The following is an 18561-nucleotide window of genomic DNA, read 5'->3' on the forward strand; positions in this document are numbered from 1 at the left end:
CATTCGCCTGCTTTATGTTACAAACAAAAAACGTTTTCATCTTCCGCAGACCATTCCCCAAGAACCGGTTATTTTTGCATGCTGGCATGGGGATTTACTTATGCAACCGTATTTATATTACCGATTCCGTCGTTTTCCCAAAGCAAAAGTCCTTATCAGCGAACATTTTGACGGTCAAATCATGGCTCGTATTATACGTTTTTTTGCACTTGGATCTATCCATGGTTCCACAACGCGTGGAGGAGCAAAAGTATTACTACAAGGGCTTAAAGCGCTTTCGGAAGGGTATGATATCGGTATAACTCCTGATGGCCCTAAAGGACCGCGTTACGAAGTAAATGATGGGGTTGTCGTGATGGCACAAAAGCGGCAGACAAAAGTAATTATTTACCACTGTGTGCCATCGTGCTATTGGCAACTTTCGAGCTGGGATAAATTTGTTGTACCTAAGCCTTTCGGTACGCTTGATTTTTATGCTTCTGAACCGATTGATTTAGAAGGATTAGATATGGATCAGGCGAAAGAACAAATCAAAAAAGCTTTGATGCTGCATGCACTGCCATGAACCATTTAGCCCGTTCAAAAGAGGAATTTCTAAAATATCTTGAGGGGATAAAAGGGTATTCTCCCTTGACCATATTAAGCTATGATGAGTCGATTGATGAGATGCTTTCCTATGCCGAAATTGATTTAGAGACAAAAGAAATTAATCTGATGCCTTTGCGACTCCATATTTCCCCCCACCGCCCTAAAACCATTGCCCGAAAACTCAGTACGATACGGAGCTTTATTAAATATTGTGCACTGCAAGGAGAGCTGTTTCTTTTGCGAGGTGATGAGAGTGTCAAGATCCCTAAAACACTTCCTAAGCCTATATCTCATGAGCACATAGCACAAACGCTTCTGCATGCTACCCCAATGGCAGCCTTAGCAATAACCCTTCTATATACCCTTGGACTTCGAATATCAGAGCTGTCTAATTTGAGAGTAGAAAATATTTCGGTGCAATGGTGCAGAGTAAGCGGTAAAGGGTCAAAAGAACGTGATATACCAATGATAGAACACGTTTATCGTTTGATGAGTGATTATCACAGCGGACATCCCGTGAATGAGTTTGTTTTCGAAGAGAAAGGCAAAAAATTAAGCGAAAATAGTCTAAGATATATCATCACTAAGGCATTCGACAATAGGGGGCTAAAAGTTACCCCGCATCAGTTGCGCCATTCCTATGCTACGGAGTTGTTAAACAACCATGCTCGGATTGCCGATGTTAGCGAATTACTCGGACATGCCAGTATGGCAACGACGCAGATTTATACCAAATTGGGAAGTGCGCTAAAAATGGATAATTACCTTAAATCCCACCCTTTATGCGCAAGAGACGTTAAGTGTTAGAACGTTTTTATACTAAATTTTTTATTGCTATTCTTCCGACAGAAAACGGACATGAGCTAAGTGTAGTCGGGATAAAAAATAAAAAAGTTTTTTTAAAAGAGCAGAAACGATTTGAAGATTCTGAACCTTCTAAAGCATTTTTTAATTGCATACAAAAATTCGCGGAACAATCTCCTCTGTATTACATTGCATTGCTTAATCCGGACCCAAATCAAGGGGCAATTGAGGGATGCATCTCGTATGATATCCATGAAAATGGTGATGAAAGCAGTATAAAAGCACTTTGTCGAAAGGATAAGTGGACCCTTTATACGTCCTATCGAGAGCTTGATATTTTAAAAACGCGTTATGCAACCGTAGGATTAGATTTTATTTTTTCCCCTTTTTCGATAATTGAATATTTTTTTGCGGATAAAATCGGTGGAGATTTTGCGATGTTTGCGCTAGCTCAGAAAGACTCACTTTCGGTAGCTTTTTTTGGCAACGGAAAGCTTGAATTTGCGCATCATTATCCTTTAAATCCATCGTTTATGATGATGGAAGAGAGCTCAGTAGCAGGATTTGCTATCGATACCGTTCATGAAGAGGAAGAGAAAGGAATTCGTCTCGATGACATTGAAAGTTTGGACGATTTGGATATCATCGATGAACTGGATGATTTGAGCGATATAGAAGATTTGGATGCGTTAGAAGAGATTGCTGAATTTAGTGAAGATGCACCGACATTGGAAGAAGAACGGGCTCACGAACCTCAAGGTGGAGAGCTCAAAGAGCAGATGGATCAATTTAACGATGATTTTATGCGGTTTGAACTAATCCAAAAAACGCTTTCTAAATTTTATGCAGGAGAACATTGTCACAACCGCTTTATCGAGACGGTCTATATTGCCGATGCATATGGCAGCGGTGCCGATTTCAAACGATATCTTGAAGAAGAGTTATTTTTAAATGTTTTGATCCGAAAAATTGATCTGGGTGATGCAGTAATCGCTTTAGCACAAGAAGAGGTGGGGGGATGAAGCACAGTTTTATTGCCCCTCGTCTTAAGCGTCTTATTAGTACCGAATTACGGATGGTACTTTTTTTCTTCACCGTTACCATTGTGATGCTCGTAGGAACCTATTCTTTTTTATTGTACAAAACGTATGATTTTATTCAAGAACGCGCTGCAATTACTGAAAAAATGGTTGCTTTGGAATACGCGACTAAAAAAATAGAGGCAGATATTATCCATATTGACGGCGAGGTAAAAATTTCCGATCAAGTTATGACCGACAATACGGTGATGAAAGAGAGTATCCGTAATCTGTTTGATCTTGTCCCTGATACGATCACGTTGTCTCGTGCGGAATTGGATGAAAAATCATTGGTTTTATACGGTATGACCCCGAATAAAGAGACGTATGAGTATATTCTTCATGCACCGTTACGCTCAATTTTTAATCGTACGTACAGTAGCTTCTATCCGATTGAAAATGGATGGTACCGATTTGTATCTACCAACTATTTAGACGACGATGATAATGAAACGGAGGTGGTCGAATGAATCGCCAAACGCTTACGATGGTTATCCTCTCCTCTTTATTGCTCTTGGGTGTCATTGCATTTTCATTTTTATTGTTAATTCCCAAAGGAAAAGAGTACCGATCGCTTCGTTTGGAGAGCAAAAAAGAGTTTCTCGCACTTGAGCTTGCTCAAAGACGATACGACCAGACCCATGAAAAACTCAAAGATCTCACCTCTCGTAATCATCATACGATTAAAGCATTTAATACCCCTTTTGATGCAGAGCGTTTTACCCGGGAAAATAAACAAGAGTTTCAAGATCTTTATTTGACTGAAATAACCGCACAAGATACGAATGGAACATTTAAAATTTATGAGGTGAATGCAACCTCGAAGATTACCTCACCGCAGAGTTTTTACCATTTTTTAGAGAAGGTGAATAAAAGCAGTTGGGTCATTGGGGTGAATTTTCCCATCCATTTTGAACGCGATGATGACAAAATCCGTTCAAGTTTTACCATGAAAGTTCATAATAGTTCTCTAAAAGAGAAATAATTTCATAACTTTTTTGCTCTCTCATGGGCTAGACGTATAGCCTCCATACACCCTTCCCTAACACCTGCTTTTTCGAGAGCACCGTATCCGGCAGCGGTTGTTCCTCCTGGACTCATAACACCATCTTTCAGTAAAGCGGGATGGGTTGTTTGGATCAGTTCACCAAACCCTTTAAAAAGACCGCGCATTAAATTCATGGCATCGTCACGCTTTAGTCCTTCGCGTACGGCACCGTCACACAAGCTTTCTGCAATCAGTGCGAGATATGCCGGACCGCTTCCTGCGAGTGCGGTAGCAATATCGAGCTCTTTTTCACTGTTGAGCCATAAAACAGAACCGATAGTGCTGAAGAGTGCAATGGCAGAGGGCTGTAGCGTTGAGTCGCCCACCAAAGAGGTCATAGATGCGCCCACTTCTGCTGCCAAATTTGGCATCGCGCGGCAGTAGTGGCGCGCGTCGATGAGATGCAAAGCGGTCAAAGGTGTTCCTGCAAGGACGGAATAGAGAACATCGGCTTGACCTTTTAAATAAGGGGCAACTTCGCTCAGATTCGCGGGCTTGACACAAAGAATGATTTTTTTTTCGGTTATCGTGGCATCGGTATAGAGGGTTTTTTCGACAGGGGAACCTAAAAGGGCTTCGAAACGTTCCAGTGCTTCATGACTCCGTCCGATCACTTCAATAGTATGAGTTTCTTGTAGCCCTTTAGCCAGAGCTAAAGCCATTTTTCCGTTACCGATAAACGTAATCGAATTAGCCATTTTCAGTTCCGTGGAGATACGTTTGAATCGTTTCGGCAATTGAAAAATCGGCACGGTTATCGATTATAATTTGTGCCATCGTTTGATTGTCGGTATTGAAAATGAGTGGAGCAACAAAATTAATGGTTGATTTTTCGATCGGCTTATAAAGAATTACGATGTTGTAAATCAGAATATTACTTTCAGACGTGATGTCCATTAAGGCTTGAACAGATGAGGGGATATCGAATGAATACTCTCGTAATGCAAACGGATTGATAAGGGTGAACGAAGGCCCCTCTCCGATACTTTCTAATCTCATGAAAATATCATCTATTTTTTTGAGTTCCATTTTCTCTACCGATTCGAAACCGAGCAAGGGGAGTTTTAAATCAAATTGCATGAGCACCTCTATCGTAAAATTATCCTGATTTTAACACACCAATCTAAAAAGTTTCAATGTCTTGCAGTCGTGTTTAATCTCTTTTTGGTAAAATAGCTCCAACTTAAAACGAAATGGACCTTAATTAATGATGATTCGGACATGGATTTTAGCGGTAATGACCCTTGTATTATTAAGCGGTTGTGGTAAAGAGGTCGAAGAGTTTAATAAGCCTGCTGAGTATTGGTATGAAAAAATGGTTACAGCCGTTTCAAATGGAAGTCTTGAAAAAGCAGACAGTTATTACAGTTCGCTCCAGAGTGAACATGTCAGTTCCCCGTTTTTACCGGAAGCGACAATGATTATGGCTCAAGCGCATATGGCGCATGAAGAGTATTTGCTCTCGGAGCATTTTTTAGGTGAGTATATTCGCCGTTACGCTACTCCTGAGGGGCGTGAATATGCAGAATTTATGAAAATTAAAGCGAAATTTTTGGCTTTGCCTAATCCTGGACGTGATCAAGGATTGATTGATGATACCCTCAAAGGGGTAGGAGAATTTAAAATGAATTATCCTTACTCAACCTATATGCCGCTTGTTAATAGCATGGAAACGCAATTGCAACTTGCAAAAGGGGTTCTCAATGAACAGATCGCACAATTGTATGAGCGTTTAGATAAACCGAAAGGGGCAATATTCTATCGCTCTATTGCTCCGGTTACCTGGATTGATCCAAAAGAGATTGCAGTCGCTAAAGTACCTTGGTATCGTGAAATATTTGAGGGTGACGGAAGCAGTAGTTGGTATGCGTTTATGATTCCTAAAACGCGAAGTGTTATTTCGATGGACGACAATGAAAGCAAATAAGAGGATTTTGATTAATGCAACTGAGTAATTATGCTTCCTTCCCTACCGACTTACCGGTAATTGCGGAGGACGAACTTTTTTTATACCCGTTTATGATTTCCCCGCTTTTTTTGAACGATGAGAAAAATATTGCGGCAGCGGCAGAGGCAATCGAACACAATTCCCTTGTAATCGTTTGTCCCATCAAGCCGGAACATGAAGGAGAGCGTGAGGGAAATGCTATTTACGATGCAGGAGTTATCGGCTCAATCATGCGTAAAGTGGTTCTTCCTGATGGGAGAATCAAAGTGTTATTCCAAGGGCTAGCTCGTGGTCGAATTGTTAATATGGTACATGAGAATCCTTTGCGTGCGCATGTCGATTTGATCCAGTCGGAGAGTGTCAATGAGCTTAAGATGGATGCAATTTTAGAAGTATTACGTGAAAAAGTTCGAGCACTTTCACAAGTGAGTAACTATTTCCCACCCGATTTACTCCGAACCATCGAAGAGAACCACGAATACAACCGTATTGTCGATTTAATCAGCAGTTCAATTAAGATGAAAAAAGAGAATGCCTACAATCTTTTTATCGAACGCGACCCTGAGAAACGGTTTTTGATGTTAATCGATGAACTGATCGAAGAGACGGAAGCGAATAAACTCCAAAAAGAGATTCGCTCAAAAGTGCATACCCGTATCGAAAAAGTGAATAAAGAGTATTTCCTCAAAGAGCAGCTCAAACAGATCCAAAAAGAGCTGGGTACCGATACCCACCGAGATGAAGAGATCGAAGAGTTCCGTAAAAAACTTGATGCCAAAAAAGATAAGATGCACGCCGATGCGTATAAAGAGATTAATAAGCAACTCGAACGTTTCGCCCGGATGCATCCCGACAGCGCTGATGCGGGGATGATCCAGACTTATCTCGAATGGGTATTAGAGATACCGTATGGGGAAGAGGCGAAAAAAGCGCTTAATATTCATGATGTCGAAAATCAGCTCAACAAAGACCATTTCTCTCTTAAAAAACCGAAAGAGCGGATATTGGAGTATTTTTCAGTTAAAGAGCTTCTTGAATTACGCGGTATTGCCGATAAAGAGGGACGTGGTGCGATTCTTTGTTTTGCAGGTCCTCCGGGTGTGGGTAAAACCTCTTTGGCAAATTCGATTGCAACAGCGCTTAAACGTCCGTTAGTTCGAATTGCATTGGGCGGTTTAGAAGATGTCAACGAACTGCGCGGACATCGCCGTACTTATATCGGTGCAATGCCGGGTCGCATTGTGCAGGGGGTGATTGAAGCGAAAAAGATGAACCCCGTTATCGTTCTCGATGAGATTGATAAAGTGGCAAAATCGCATCGGGGCGATCCGACGGCAGTATTGCTTGAGATTCTTGATCCGGAGCAAAATACCCATTTTAGAGATTATTATCTCAATTTTAATCTTGATCTTTCTAAAGCAATTTTTATCGCGACGGCGAACGATGTGGGGCAGATTCCGGGGCCGTTGCGTGACCGTATGGAGTTTATCTCGGTGAGTTCATACACGCCGCAGGAGAAGTTTCAGATCGCTAAACAGTATCTGATCCCTCAAGAGCTCAAAAAACACGGTCTTAAAACGGCGGAGCTTTCGATTTCTAAAACAGCGTTAGCGGAAGTGATCGAAAAGCATACCCGTGAAGCGGGGGTTCGTAACCTTCGCCGCCGTGTTGCCGACATTGTCCGTAAAGCGGCAAAAAAGATTCTCGAAGAGCCGAGCACCCAAAAAGTGACGGTGAGTCTGAAAAATCTCAAAGATTTCTTGGAAAAAACGATTTTCGAGATTGACCGAACCGACCATATCGACCGTGTCGGGGTTGTCAATGGGCTTGCCTGGACGTCCGTGGGCGGTGATGTCCTCAAAATCGAAGCGATCCGTATCAACGGTAAAGGGGTGTTACAACTCACCGGAAGTTTGGGGGATGTGATGAAAGAATCGGCTCGTATCGCCCTCTCGGTGGTGAAAACGTTGATCGATGAGGGGAAACTGACGGTAGACCACTCGATTATCCCCCATTCCCCTGCCGAGCGCGAAAGCGATATACCGCTGGAAGCGAGTGAGGTGTATAAACGCTTTGATCTGCATCTTCATGTCCCGGACGGAGCCACCCCAAAAGACGGACCAAGTGCGGGGATCGCTATGTCAACCGTTATTGCATCGATTTTGACCAATAAAAAAGTGAGAGCCGATATTGCTATGACGGGTGAAGTATCATTGACCGGGAATGTTTTACCCATCGGCGGGCTAAAAGAAAAATTGATCGCGGCACATCGTGCAGGGATGAAATTGGCCTTGATCCCTCAGAAAAACTATGATCGCGATTTGAGCGATATCCCTGATGAAGTGAAAGCGGCGATTGAGATCGTCGGTGTCAGTCGAATCGAAGAGGTGTTGGAGCGTCTTTTAATCGACGAATAGTCGCCCATGCTTTTCCTGATCCGTAAAGGAAGCCGCGCAGTTTGGGTTCTATCTTCAATCGTCGGCACTCTTCTTTGAACCCCTTATCCATCACTACATTGGGATGGTAAGGGGCAATAAACGTATATTCTTCATCTATCCACACGACATAAACTCTACCGATCACACAACATTTATCACTTTTTAAAAGTTCTTTTTCGCTTCCGCTCAGTACATATCCTAAGGATTTCAGGAGCGTATCCATCCCTACGATCAAAGAGCGGCTATTGAGTGGATTACGTACGTAATAAAGTCCATCGGATTCTTCAAAATCAATATGCTCAATCAGCGATTCATTGTCCTCTTCGAGATAACGGAAACTTCGGCGGATTGCATCACGGTAGTCGCGCATAAGGGGTGCACTGTAGCGGTGGCGGAAAAAATTACGGGTATAGCGCTCATCGACATTGCTTTCATCCGTATAGTAGGAGATTGAATGCTCGTGTAAATACTCCTCAATACTTTGTCGGTCATGTTCGAGCAAAGGGCGTACTATCGTTATCCCGTCGCGTAAGTCGATAGAGCGGATACCCAGTAACTCAGGCAGACCGGAACCACGGCAAAACTGCATCATGAGCCACTCTAGACGGTCGTTAAGCTGATGGGCAGTGAGGAGATAGCGGTAGGAGTATTTGTTCATCAGATAGCTGAAAAAACGATATCTCTCTTCACGGGCACGGTGCTCGAAATTGCCACCTGCCAGATGGCATGAGTGGGTATGGCAAATTAAATTGTTTTTTTTCGCAAGCTCTTCCGCATTTTCTGCTTCTGCATCGCTGGAAGGGCGGGTATGGTAATTGACATGGGCAATATCAAAAGCGATATGATTTTCTAGGAGGAGATGGAAAAGGGCACTTGAATCGACGCCCCCGGAGAAGGCAAGGAGAACTCTCCCCTCTTGTAGACGATCAAGATGGGCGAGATTAAGCATCGCCCGTAATAGTCGCTAGAGGACGTTTTTCGGCGATTTCGGTGATACGGGCACGGTAAATTTTTCCGAAAGTCAGTTCCCCTTCGATTTCGCGGTCATTGACATAGATTTCACCGTCTACATCGGGTGCCCAGAGAAGCGCGCGTGCACTGAGCAAAAACTCGTGTTCATCGCTCTCCCCGTCAATGACGAGAAGAATCTCTGTACCAACCAATTTTTGCAGACTGGACTCTTCTACATTTGAGGCGATTTTTCCCAGTTTTTTAGCGCGGGCATTGATCGTCTTTGAAGGGATTTTATCTTCCATCGTGTACGCACTTGTCCCCTCTTCGTCAGAGTAGCTGAAGACATTGATACGGTCAAATCCGAATGATCCGGCAAACTCCGCCATCTCGTCGAACATCGCCTCAGACTCAAGCGGATGCCCCACGATGAAGCTGGTACGGATGAAAGCGTTCGGCAGTGCCTTCATCGCATTAAGCAGTTCGAGTGTTTTGGCTTTTCCGAAACCCCGTTTCATAATGCGGAGCATTTCGTCGTTGATGTGTTGGATCGGCATATCAAAATAGTTATGGAACAGTTTAGAATCGCCGATCGTTTTGATCAGTTTCAAGGTCGTTGTGGAAGGATAAAGGTACAAAATACGGGCACTTTTCACTCCGTCAATCAGCTCAATCCGCTTGATGAGATGGATGAGGCCGTCATTGATATTTTGGTCACGCAGGTAGGAACTTGAGTCTTGGGAAACGAAGCTGAAATCGTAATACCCTTTGGCGACGAGCCCTTCGACTTCACGGGCAATACTCTCCAAGTCACGTGAGTTAAGCTTCCCTTTGAATGAGGGGATGGCGCAGAAACTGCACTGCTGATTGCACCCCTCGGAGAGTTTGATGTAGGCGTGATACGTTGATCCCGTTACTACCCGTTCTGCTCCGTCTATCAGATAGACGTCGGGAGAAAAGCGGCTTTGTTTCGCGGCGAGAAGTTCATCAATTTTGTCATAATCGCCGACACCGGTGAAAATATCCACTTCACTCAGTTCTTTGGAAAGCTCCTCTTTGTATCGCTCGCTCAAACACCCAGCCATCACAAGGACGGAGTCTTTTTTACGCCCTGCATCGAGATTGAAAATGGTATTGAGCGACTCTTGTTTTGCTGCATCGATGAATCCGCAGGTGTTTACGATAATGACATCGGCCTCTTCGGAAGTTTGGGTCATCTCGTAGTTTTTGAGCCGTCCCAGCATCACCTCGGTATCGACGAGATTTTTGGTGCAACCGAGTGACACAATATGAAGTTTTTTGGACATAAAAAGCCTTGATCAAAATAATAACGTTATTATAGCCAATCGATTTTTGGCTACACTTTCATTATGCGATATGTAATTATTTTTTTAGCTTTGATTCCTATGGTGGCGATGGGGGTTGTGTATTTACACGGAGAAGGGATCGGATGGTGTGAAGCTCTGATAGGATGGGGTGAACATACCTTTGCCTACAGCGTTCCGCATCCGCAGAGTCGTCTCTATTTTCTCTCCATTATGGCTTCTCTTAGTGCTTTGTGGCTTCTGATCTTGGCCTTTTGGATCAATCCGATGCATACGTTTGTACGGTTTGATTTAGTACCTTTTAAAAAACTTATCGGAGGATTTGCAATAGGGTACGCCTTTTTGCATGTGATCTTTTTTGCAGCTTCGCACCATTTTTCAGTGGCATATTTGGGAAAATTATTTTTTAGTTATCCCTTTTTAGCCGCGGGAGCCGGGGCATTGGTGATTTTTTCAGTTGCTCCATGGGTGAGGGCATGGTATCGATTGCTCTATATTGCCGTTGTATTGGTAATAATTCATCTGCTACTCGGATATCGGACACTGGATACTACCCATATTGTTGCCGTGTCACTTTTAAGTATGGGATTGGCTCTTCGGTTGGTCAAACGATAAATGAAACACTTCGATGTTATCATTTTAGGGGGCGGAGCGAGCGGTCTCATGTGTGCCGCACAGCTTCGGGAACACACCTCATTGAGTGTTGCCGTTATTGAGGGGAATAGCCGTCCGGCACTTAAACTCAAAGCGTCCGGCGGAGGGAAGTGTAATCTTACCAATGTGGAAGTAGACAGCAGCCACTTTTTGGGAGATGAATCGCTGGTTTCTCATGCCCTGAATGTTTTCTCGAAAAAGGGATTGCTAGAGTATTTTCATACCGGTGGGCTTCGCCCGGTTATCCGAAAAGATCGATATTACTTTTGCCCGAAAAGCAGCGATGAGGTTATTTCGATTTTGCTCGGACGTGCGCAGGGAGCTGAGATGCTTTTAAATCACAAGATCCTCTCTGTTGAGGGAGAAAAGCGCTTTAGCGTATTGACCGATAAAGGAAAATTCCAAGCGGAAAAAATCGTCGTGGCAACCGGAGGGGCAAGTTATAAAGAACTCGGTGCAAGTGATATAGGTCTTAAAATCGCCCAACACTATGAACTTCATACCGTACCATTTTCCCCTGCATTGGTGGGTTTGACATTACAACCACGTGAGTTTTGGATGAAAGAACTTAGTGGAATCAGTTTCCCTGCCCGCATTAGAGTGGCAGGGAAAACATTGGATGAGGATCTATTGTTTGCCCACAAAGGGATCAGCGGTTTGGTTGTCCTTTCCGCATCACTGTATTGGCATCGAGGGGAGATAGTGATTGATTTCCTCCCTGATTTTAACCTGAATACCATCCAAAAAGAGAAAAAACTACTTAGCACCGCATTGCCGTTGCCCAAACGATTTTTAAAAGCATTTTTTGAATCTGTCGGGGTCGAAGATAAACCGTGCAGCCGTTTAACCACGGATGAATGGGAGAAAGTTTCGCGTATCCGCGCGTATGCATTGTCTCCGTCTGGAACATTCGGTTTCTCTAAAGCTGAAGCGTGTCGCGGAGGGGTAGCATGCGATGAGATTAATCCGGAAACGATGGAAAGTACAAAAATTAAAGGGCTCTATTTTATTGGCGAGACGGTTGATGTGACCGGAGAGTTAGGTGGATACAATTTTCAATGGGCATTCAGTTCTGCTGTTGTAGCTGCCAATGCGATCAGCTCAATGTCTTTTAAACGAATTTGAGTACAATATGAAGATTAACTTATAGGAGTGTGGATGATACTTTTAGCCGGACCCTGCGTGATCGAGAGCGAAGAGTCGATTTTTAAAATCGCCAAATCATTAGAACGCTACCAAAATGACCCTCGTTTTGATTTTTATTTCAAATCGAGTTTTGACAAAGCCAACCGTACTTCGCTGGACAGCTATCGTGGGCCTGGGATCGAAGAGGGGCTTCGAATTTTGCAAAAAGTAAAAGACGATTTCGGTTACAAGATCGTCACGGACGTGCATGAAAGCTATCAGGTTCCTATCGCGGCGGAAGTGATCGACATGATTCAGATCCCCGCTTTCCTGTGTCGTCAGACGGATTTGCTTGTGGCAGCGGCTAAAACAGACAAAATCGTTAATATCAAAAAAGGGCAGTTTATGACTCCTGGCGATATGCAATACTCCGTTATGAAAGTGTTAAAAACACGCGGATGTGATGAACTCAGCTATGAAGCGGCGCAAAAAAACGGGGTCTTTTTGTGTGAAAGAGGGTCTTCTTTCGGATACGGAAATCTTGTCGTTGATATGCGCTCGTTGGTCATTATGCGGCAATTTGCCCCTGTTATTTTTGATGCGACCCACTCGGTACAAATGCCCGGCAACGGAACAGGAAAAACGGGGGGGGACAGCTCTATGGTTCCCCATCTCGCACGCGCTGCTGCAGCGGTTGGCGTAGACGGATTTTTCTTCGAAACCCATTTCGATCCTTCTATCGCTTTGAGTGATGGGCCAAATATGCTAAAATTAGAACAACTTGAAGCGTTAAGTGAGACGCTCTTAAAAATCAATTCAGTCAAAGGAAATTAATTTATGAAAATTATCGAAGGACAACTGAGTGTTCGTAAAGAGAAAAGGGTAGCTATCGTAAGTACACGATGGAACCACTTTATCGTTGACCGCCTTGTAGAAGGGGCAAAAGACGCGTATGCACGTCACGGGGGAAATGCTGATGATTTGACCCATGTCTTGGCTCCGGGTGCATTTGAACTTCCAATGGTGATTGAGCAGCTTCTAAGCAGTGGAAAATTTGACGCCGTGTGTGCATTGGGTGCCGTTATTCGTGGCTCAACTCCCCATTTTGATTATGTGTCGGCTGAAGCGACCAAAGGGATTGCAACCGTAAGTTTAAAACATAAAAAACCGGTATCTTTTGGATTATTGACCACCGATACCATTGAACAAGCGATTGAACGTGCAGGGACAAAAGCGGGGAACAAAGGTTTTGAAGCAATGACCGTTGTGATCGAAATGCTTGATCTGTATGAAGCGATCGGCGCATAATGGCGACACGACATCAAGCCCGCATGGCGGTAGTCAGTCTTTTGTACGCGTATGATTTGGGGAACCAAAGCATCGCCGATTTCAGCGATGAGATTCTCGAAGAGAAAAAGATTCGTAATAAGCAGCGTGATTTCGCCCTCGATTTGTTTAAAGGGGTGATTGACCATTTGTTGCAAGTGGATGAGGCGATTGAGAAGCATCTCAAAGATTGGGATTTTGACCGTCTTGGTTCCATTGAGCGTGCGACATTGCGCCTTGGCGCCTATGAAATTATGTTTGGCGAGCTCGATTCTGCTGTGATTATCAATGAAGCGATTGAAGTAATGAAAGCATTCGGAAGTGAGCAATCGCCTAAATTTATCAATGGCGTTTTAGATGCCATTTCCAGAGATAAATAACGTACGATGCGTCTTACCAAAGAACAAGCTCTCGATTTGCTTCGCAACGGAGATCTTATAGAACTCGGCCGTATGGCGACGGCTCGGAAACGGGAGCTTCATCCCGAAGGGATCACGACATTCGTTGTCGATCGCAATATCAATTACACGAATGTCTGCTGGGTCGATTGCAAATTCTGCGCTTTTTACCGTCACGGCAAAAACGATGATGCGTATGTGTTGAGCTTTGAAGAGATCGACCAAAAGATTGATGAACTCCTTGAGATCGGCGGAACACAGATTTTATTCCAAGGTGGGGTCCACCCCAAACTCAAAATCGAGTGGTATGAGGATTTGGTGGAGCATATTCATACCAAATACCCGATGATCACTATTCACGGTTTTTCGTCTATCGAGCTCGATTATATTGCCAAAGTGTCCCATATCACCATTCAAGAGTGCCTTTCACGGCTCCACGCCAAAGGGCTTGCTTCGATCCCCGGTGCGGGTGCCGAGATTTTGAGTGACCGCGTCCGCGACATTATTGCCCCGAAAAAAATTGACAGTGAAGTGTGGCTCCATGTCCACCGCGAAGCGCACAAGCTCGGTATCAAATCGACGGCTACGATGATGTACGGCACGGTAGAGACCGATGAAGAGATTATCGAGCATTGGAATCTTATTCGAGACCTTCAAGATGAGACGGGCGGTTTTCGCGCCTTTATCATGTGGTCATTTCAGGGGATGAATACCCAGCTCCTCGAAGAACATCCTGAAATCGAGAAACAATCCTCTAACCGTTACTTGCGGCTGTTGGCGGTATCGCGCCTCTTTTTGGATAACTTTCCTAATATCCAAAGCTCATGGGTGACGCAGGGACCCTACATCGGTCAGATGGCATTGCTCTACGGGGCGAACGATCTGGGTTCGACAATGATGGAGGAGAACGTAGTACGAAGCGCAGGTGCCGGATTCCGGATGGCGAAGGATGAAATGGTCCGTCTTATCCGCGATATCGGCGAAACTCCGGCAATTCGGAATACTGCCTACGACATTTTGGAAAAGTTTGCGTGAGTAAATTTTTTATAGCGATTTTATTATTAGGGCAAGCACTTATGGCAAGCACATTGGATTTTATTGAAGTCAACGGGGTAAAAATCCCTTTTATTTTTGAAGAGGACAAACGTCTTCCGATAGTGTCAATGCAGCTGATTTTTACCGGCAGCGGAAGTGTTGACGAAGGAAAGAAAGCGGGTCTTGCGAAAAGTACGGCAAAAATGTTGAACGAAGGGTCTCTTAAAAAAGGTTCCGTCGGTTTTGCCGATGCTTTGGATGCACGGGCGATTCAGCTAAGCGCCAATGCGGGAAGCGAGACATTTGTTATTGAACTTGGGAGTCTAAAAGAGGAGTTTGATACAGGACTTTCTTTGTTATCCGAACAGCTTAAAGAACCTAATTTCACCGCCAAATCGCTCGACAAAGTTAAAACCATGACGTTGAGTGATATCTCTCGCAAAGAGGCCGATTTTGACTCGGTTGCATCCGATGAACTTAAAGCCGTTTTATTTGAGGGAACGGTACTGGCAACTCCAAATATAGGGACAAAAGCAAGTGTCAAATCCATTACATTAGACGACATCAAATCGTTTGCTTCCCACCATTTGGTTCTCTCCAATGTTTTGATCGTTATGGGCGGTGATATCGGGATGGAGGAAGCCAAACACAAAGCAAGCGTTCTTCTTGCTCCTCTTGCCGTGGGGCATGCTACCCCTGAACGCCATTTCCAACCACGAACCACACCTAAAGAGTCGATTTTAAAGCGCCCTTCAACCGAGCAGGCCTATCTCTATTTCGGTTCTCCTTTTGCGATGAACGAGGGGGACTCGGAGTTTTATAAAGCTCGCGTTGCGATGTTTGTTTTGGGCTCCAGCGGATTTGGCAGCCGTCTTATGGAAGAGATTCGGGTTAAGCGCGGATTGGCCTATTCAGCCTATTCACGGCTTAGTGTTGCCAAAACGAATACCTACTTCAGCGGCTATCTCCAAACCAAGCTTGAATCGCAAGCAGAAGCAAAAAAAACGGTTATCGAAGTTATCGATTCGTTTGTTCGTGATGGCGTCACTCAAGCAGAGCTCGATCAAGCACGAAAATTTTTACTGGGTTCAGAACCGCTTCGCGTGGAAACGCTTTCTCAGCGTTTGGGGCGCACGTTTAGTGAATATTATCAAGGCAAACCTCTGGGCTACTCGCTTCAAGAGTTGGAACTTATCCGGCACTTGACGTTGGATGAGCTCAATGATTTCATTAAACGTCACGGTGAAATTCGCAATCTAAGCTATGCTATTGTTACCAAGTGAAGAGAGTGATAAATTTCACCGATTAGGGGTAGGGAGTGTTACTGCTCTTTCTCTGATCACTCCTGTTTCCTTTGAAGATCGCCACCTAAGTCAGGAACTTACCGACAATACTACCTGTGTTATAGATGCGACGGTTGAACACGTTGTCCGTACCCCAAAAACTCTCAAAATTACCTTTTTTGCCCATAATCTTGAGAGGGTAATAGAGGGGATAATCTTTCATCCAAAGCCCTATATGATTCATCAGTTTCCTAAAAACGAGCGGAGTTTTTTTAGCGGTAAAGCGGCATTGGAGTTGGGCCGATGGCAGATAATTCAGCCCCTTAAAATCACTTCGGTGGGGTTGCTCGTCCCAATCTATAAAACGCCTCTTCGTGCCGATGTGATGCGCCGTTTGGTTGAGAAAATGATTACTGTTCAAAATCTTATGGCGGACGGTCTCCCTGAATCGATTGCCCAAGAGCTGTACGGACTCCATTTTCCTCAAGCCCCTAAACCTCTTAGTCAATCCCAGCTCCATGCCCTAAAATTTGCCGAATTGTATGATTATATGCGTCGCCTCCGCCTCAAACGGCGGTTCCATCCGACCCGGTACAAAGCAAATGGGAATGTAAAGGGGTGGATGAAAATGCTCCCCTTTGAACTGACGGAGGATCAGAAAAAGGCGATTGATGAGATAGCTGCCGATTTGCGTAGAGAGAGTGCTGCACGCCGAATGATTGTAGGGGATGTCGGATCGGGTAAGACGATGGTGATATTGGCTTCGGTGGTACTGATGCGACCGTATCGCTCTATTTTGATGGCACCGACCACGATCCTTGCGGCACAGCTCTATGAAGAGGCTCAGAAGTTTTTGCCCGATCTCAAAATTGCCCTTGTCACCAATGCGACGAAAAAAGGGTCTTTGGAGGGGTACGATTTTATTATCGGAACCCACGCTCTTTTGCACCGCTCTCTCCCCGAAGCGGGATTGGTGATGGTGGATGAACAGCACCGTTTCGGCACAGCTCAGCGCCATGGGCTGACCAAGCTCACCGACAACGATACTTCTCCCCATTACCTACAGTTCTCCGCGACACCCATCCCACGCACCCTTGCGATGATTGAGTCGGCTCATATCGACGTCAGTTTGATCGTCCAGACCCCCTTTACTAAAAATATTGCGACGAGTCTCATCACCCGTACCGATTTCCCGGCATTACTGGAACATATCCGTTCCGAAATTGCCCAAGAACATCAAGTTTTGATCGTCTATCCGCTTGTAGAACAGAGCGAGAGTATCAATTACCAAAGTATCGACGAAGCACGGGGATTTTGGGAGGGAAAATTTGAAAATGTTTACGTAACTCACGGAAAAGACAAAGAAAAAGAGGCCGTTCTTTTAGCTTTTCGTACTTCAGGATCCATTCTCCTTGCCACGACAGTAGTCGAGGTGGGGATATCCTTGCCGCGCCTCTCTACGGTCATTATCGTCGGGGCGGAGCGGTTAGGTTTATCGACACTGCATCAGCTGCGCGGGCGGGTAAGCCGAACGGGATTGCAGGGATATTGCTATCTTTATACCAATGCGACCGCTAAGAATGAGCGCTTAGCAGCATTTAGTACCTGCACGAGCGGATTTGAGATCGCGGCACTGGATTTGAAGTTTCGCTCATCGGGTGATTTGTTAGAGGGGAGTATTCAAAGCGGTAAAAAATTTCGATGGGCGGATATTGGAGAGGATGAAGAGATCGTGCGGGAGGTCAAGGGGTACCTTGACCTCTAAAAGGTTAATATAACCCGAATTTCCCGTCATTGCGTTTGAATAAAACGCGCATTTTCCCTTCGATATCGTAAAACACATCAAATTGTTTGTTGCTCTCTTTGAGTTTATCGAGAATTTCGCCTACTTCTTGCGGCTTATATAACTCAAGCTCCATTGGAATAATCTCATCTTCCATCGCTTCACCGACTGCATGCAGATCGACGGTATGGGCAGCGGCATTTTTCGCCTCATTCATCCCCTCATTTTTATGATCGCTTAGACGATCGTGCAGACGGCGAAGTGCTTTCTGAGCACGCTCGATTGCAATGTCAATAGCGGCATAAAGATCGTTATCACGCTGGGTGATGACAACCGTGTTTTTACCGGCGACATTGATCGTAAATTCGATGCTCACCCCTTTTTTTCGTTCATTGGTAGATGCGATTGCACTGACACTGATAAGGTCGAGATGATATTTGGTGAGAGTATCGATCGAATGCATCAAATGCTCTTTGATGGTATCGCTTAGCTCGATATGGCGTCCGACGAGAGATATATTCATAATGTCCACCTTGTATTGGGTTGAATTTTGATTATAGCACAGGAATATAAAACGTCAATAATTTTGGAAGAAAACAAAAGAGAATAAAAATACAATAATTATTAACGCCCATTAATCGCTTTTTAATAGTATAGAGATTACAATCAAAAGAATGGCGTGCTCTCTAAAGATATTTTAGAAAAAGGGCATTATAACCGATACTATCGGATTGGAAAAACTGGGTTCATATCGAAGTGCTACCGAGCCCATTTCT

At 44.4% G+C, this 18561-nt stretch carries 20 protein-coding genes; 15 read left to right on the top strand and 5 right to left on the bottom strand.

Annotation, left to right across the window (positions count from 1 at the left end; translation table 11 throughout):
• Window positions 1–100: 100 nt before the first annotated feature.
• From WC407_RS03310 to WC407_RS03330, 5 genes are read left to right on the top strand one after another with little or no spacing between them, the layout of a single operon-like run.
• On the top strand, window positions 101–565 hold the full coding sequence (locus WC407_RS03310; RefSeq protein ID WP_373021133.1) for a DUF374 domain-containing protein: 465 nt from the start codon (window positions 101–103) through the stop codon (window positions 563–565).
• Entirely contained in the window at window positions 562–1395 is an 834-nt protein-coding gene (locus tag WC407_RS03315) for a tyrosine-type recombinase/integrase (protein WP_373021134.1), read from the top strand. The genes WC407_RS03310 and WC407_RS03315 overlap by 4 nt, the downstream gene beginning before the upstream one ends.
• A complete protein-coding gene (locus WC407_RS03320) occupies window positions 1389–2414 on the top strand; it encodes a hypothetical protein (RefSeq protein WP_373021135.1) in 1026 nt (341 codons plus the stop codon). Before WC407_RS03315 ends, WC407_RS03320 begins: the two co-directional genes overlap by 7 nt.
• Complete coding sequence (locus tag WC407_RS03325; RefSeq protein WP_373021136.1) at window positions 2411–2941, top strand: hypothetical protein; 531 nt, start codon at window positions 2411–2413, stop codon at window positions 2939–2941. The genes WC407_RS03320 and WC407_RS03325 overlap by 4 nt, the downstream gene beginning before the upstream one ends.
• Window positions 2938–3456: a hypothetical protein gene (locus tag WC407_RS03330; RefSeq protein WP_373021137.1), complete on the top strand. Its 519-nt coding sequence runs from the start codon at window positions 2938–2940 to the stop codon at window positions 3454–3456. The genes WC407_RS03325 and WC407_RS03330 overlap by 4 nt, the downstream gene beginning before the upstream one ends.
• Before the next feature lie 2 nt (window positions 3457–3458).
• Here WC407_RS03330 and WC407_RS03335 read toward each other — a convergent pair whose 3' ends face one another.
• Both WC407_RS03335 and fliW read right to left on the bottom strand, forming a co-directional pair.
• Window positions 3459–4217 (bottom strand): pyrroline-5-carboxylate reductase, encoded by a 759-nt coding sequence (locus tag WC407_RS03335; RefSeq protein WP_373021138.1) that lies wholly within the window; start codon window positions 4215–4217, stop codon window positions 3459–3461.
• Window positions 4210–4599, bottom strand: coding sequence for a flagellar assembly protein FliW (gene fliW, locus WC407_RS03340; protein WP_373021139.1), 390 nt, complete (start codon window positions 4597–4599; stop codon window positions 4210–4212). The genes WC407_RS03335 and fliW overlap by 8 nt, the downstream gene beginning before the upstream one ends.
• A gap of 127 nt (window positions 4600–4726) precedes the next feature.
• On the opposite strand from fliW, the gene WC407_RS03345 reads away from it, so the two are divergent.
• Both WC407_RS03345 and lon read left to right on the top strand, forming a co-directional pair.
• The gene (locus WC407_RS03345) at window positions 4727–5446 is read left to right on the top strand and encodes an outer membrane protein assembly factor BamD (protein WP_373021140.1); all 720 of its coding nucleotides are present in this window, start codon (window positions 4727–4729) and stop codon (window positions 5444–5446) included.
• A 14-nt stretch (window positions 5447–5460) separates the two neighbouring features.
• The gene (gene lon / locus WC407_RS03350; protein WP_373021142.1) at window positions 5461–7884 is read left to right on the top strand and encodes an endopeptidase La; all 2424 of its coding nucleotides are present in this window, start codon (window positions 5461–5463) and stop codon (window positions 7882–7884) included.
• Here lon and tilS read toward each other — a convergent pair.
• Together tilS and rimO are read right to left on the bottom strand one after the other, a co-directional pair.
• Window positions 7838–8854, bottom strand: coding sequence for a tRNA lysidine(34) synthetase TilS (tilS, locus tag WC407_RS03355; protein ID WP_373021143.1), 1017 nt, complete (start codon window positions 8852–8854; stop codon window positions 7838–7840). The genes lon and tilS overlap by 47 nt on opposite strands.
• Window positions 8847–10163 (bottom strand): 30S ribosomal protein S12 methylthiotransferase RimO, encoded by a 1317-nt coding sequence (gene rimO, locus WC407_RS03360; protein ID WP_373021144.1) that lies wholly within the window; start codon window positions 10161–10163, stop codon window positions 8847–8849. Before rimO ends, tilS begins: the two co-directional genes overlap by 8 nt.
• Before the next feature lie 63 nt (window positions 10164–10226).
• On the opposite strand from rimO, the gene WC407_RS03365 reads away from it, so the two are divergent.
• From WC407_RS03365 to recG, 8 genes are read left to right on the top strand one after another with little or no spacing between them, the layout of a single operon-like run.
• Window positions 10227–10796, top strand: coding sequence for a hypothetical protein (locus tag WC407_RS03365; protein WP_373021145.1), 570 nt, complete (start codon window positions 10227–10229; stop codon window positions 10794–10796).
• The gene (locus WC407_RS03370) at window positions 10797–11960 is read left to right on the top strand and encodes an NAD(P)/FAD-dependent oxidoreductase (RefSeq protein ID WP_373021146.1); all 1164 of its coding nucleotides are present in this window, start codon (window positions 10797–10799) and stop codon (window positions 11958–11960) included.
• 33 nt (window positions 11961–11993) lie between these two features.
• On the top strand, window positions 11994–12794 hold the full coding sequence (kdsA, locus tag WC407_RS03375; protein ID WP_373021147.1) for a 3-deoxy-8-phosphooctulonate synthase: 801 nt from the start codon (window positions 11994–11996) through the stop codon (window positions 12792–12794).
• 3 nt (window positions 12795–12797) lie between these two features.
• Window positions 12798–13268, top strand: coding sequence for a 6,7-dimethyl-8-ribityllumazine synthase (ribE, locus tag WC407_RS03380; protein WP_373021148.1), 471 nt, complete (start codon window positions 12798–12800; stop codon window positions 13266–13268).
• Window positions 13268–13666: a transcription antitermination factor NusB gene (gene nusB / locus WC407_RS03385; protein WP_373021149.1), complete on the top strand. Its 399-nt coding sequence runs from the start codon at window positions 13268–13270 to the stop codon at window positions 13664–13666. The genes ribE and nusB overlap by 1 nt, the downstream gene beginning before the upstream one ends.
• A gap of 6 nt (window positions 13667–13672) precedes the next feature.
• Window positions 13673–14719 carry a dehypoxanthine futalosine cyclase gene (locus WC407_RS03390; protein ID WP_373021151.1) on the top strand — a complete coding sequence of 349 codons (1047 nt, stop codon included), beginning with the start codon at window positions 13673–13675 and terminating at the stop codon, window positions 14717–14719.
• A 41-nt stretch (window positions 14720–14760) separates the two neighbouring features.
• Window positions 14761–16002 (top strand): M16 family metallopeptidase, encoded by a 1242-nt coding sequence (locus tag WC407_RS03395; RefSeq protein ID WP_373021152.1) that lies wholly within the window; start codon window positions 14761–14763, stop codon window positions 16000–16002.
• Complete coding sequence (gene recG, locus WC407_RS03400; RefSeq protein WP_373021153.1) at window positions 15983–17767, top strand: ATP-dependent DNA helicase RecG; 1785 nt, start codon at window positions 15983–15985, stop codon at window positions 17765–17767. The genes WC407_RS03395 and recG overlap by 20 nt, the downstream gene beginning before the upstream one ends.
• Window positions 17768–17771: 4 nt before the next feature.
• On the opposite strand, the gene hpf is transcribed toward recG, so the two are convergent.
• Window positions 17772–18308, bottom strand: a complete 537-nt coding sequence (gene hpf / locus WC407_RS03405) for a ribosome hibernation-promoting factor, HPF/YfiA family (RefSeq protein ID WP_373021154.1) — start codon at window positions 18306–18308, stop codon at window positions 17772–17774.
• Window positions 18309–18561: the final 253 nt, after the last annotated feature.

Origin of the sequence: Sulfuricurvum sp., from assembly GCF_041651515.1 — a bacterium.
GTDB lineage: Bacteria > Campylobacterota > Campylobacteria > Campylobacterales > Sulfurimonadaceae > Sulfuricurvum.

What these genes read in the sequence shown, in the direction of transcription:
- WC407_RS03325 (WP_373021136.1), top strand. Translation starts at nt 2,411, where the DNA reads ATGAAGCACAGTTTTATTGCCCCTCGTCTTAAGCGTCTTATTAGTACC.
- WC407_RS03330 (WP_373021137.1), top strand. Translation starts at nt 2,938, where the DNA reads ATGAATCGCCAAACGCTTACGATGGTTATCCTCTCCTCTTTATTGCTC.
- lon (WP_373021142.1), top strand. Translation starts at nt 5,461, where the DNA reads ATGCAACTGAGTAATTATGCTTCCTTCCCTACCGACTTACCGGTAATT.
- tilS (WP_373021143.1), bottom strand. Translation starts at nt 8,854, where the DNA reads ATGCTTAATCTCGCCCATCTTGATCGTCTACAAGAGGGGAGAGTTCTC.
- rimO (WP_373021144.1), bottom strand. Translation starts at nt 10,163, where the DNA reads ATGTCCAAAAAACTTCATATTGTGTCACTCGGTTGCACCAAAAATCTC.
- hpf (WP_373021154.1), bottom strand. Translation starts at nt 18,308, where the DNA reads ATGAATATATCTCTCGTCGGACGCCATATCGAGCTAAGCGATACCATC.
- WC407_RS03310 (WP_373021133.1), top strand. Translation starts at nt 101, where the DNA reads ATGCAACCGTATTTATATTACCGATTCCGTCGTTTTCCCAAAGCAAAA.
- fliW (WP_373021139.1), bottom strand. Translation starts at nt 4,599, where the DNA reads ATGCAATTTGATTTAAAACTCCCCTTGCTCGGTTTCGAATCGGTAGAG.
- WC407_RS03315 (WP_373021134.1), top strand. Translation starts at nt 562, where the DNA reads ATGAACCATTTAGCCCGTTCAAAAGAGGAATTTCTAAAATATCTTGAG.
- WC407_RS03335 (WP_373021138.1), bottom strand. Translation starts at nt 4,217, where the DNA reads ATGGCTAATTCGATTACGTTTATCGGTAACGGAAAAATGGCTTTAGCT.
- WC407_RS03345 (WP_373021140.1), top strand. Translation starts at nt 4,727, where the DNA reads ATGATGATTCGGACATGGATTTTAGCGGTAATGACCCTTGTATTATTA.
- recG (WP_373021153.1), top strand. Translation starts at nt 15,983, where the DNA reads ATGCTATTGTTACCAAGTGAAGAGAGTGATAAATTTCACCGATTAGGG.
- nusB (WP_373021149.1), top strand. Translation starts at nt 13,268, where the DNA reads ATGGCGACACGACATCAAGCCCGCATGGCGGTAGTCAGTCTTTTGTAC.
- kdsA (WP_373021147.1), top strand. Translation starts at nt 11,994, where the DNA reads ATGATACTTTTAGCCGGACCCTGCGTGATCGAGAGCGAAGAGTCGATT.
- WC407_RS03395 (WP_373021152.1), top strand. Translation starts at nt 14,761, where the DNA reads ATGGCAAGCACATTGGATTTTATTGAAGTCAACGGGGTAAAAATCCCT.
- ribE (WP_373021148.1), top strand. Translation starts at nt 12,798, where the DNA reads ATGAAAATTATCGAAGGACAACTGAGTGTTCGTAAAGAGAAAAGGGTA.
- WC407_RS03370 (WP_373021146.1), top strand. Translation starts at nt 10,797, where the DNA reads ATGAAACACTTCGATGTTATCATTTTAGGGGGCGGAGCGAGCGGTCTC.
- WC407_RS03365 (WP_373021145.1), top strand. Translation starts at nt 10,227, where the DNA reads ATGCGATATGTAATTATTTTTTTAGCTTTGATTCCTATGGTGGCGATG.
- WC407_RS03390 (WP_373021151.1), top strand. Translation starts at nt 13,673, where the DNA reads ATGCGTCTTACCAAAGAACAAGCTCTCGATTTGCTTCGCAACGGAGAT.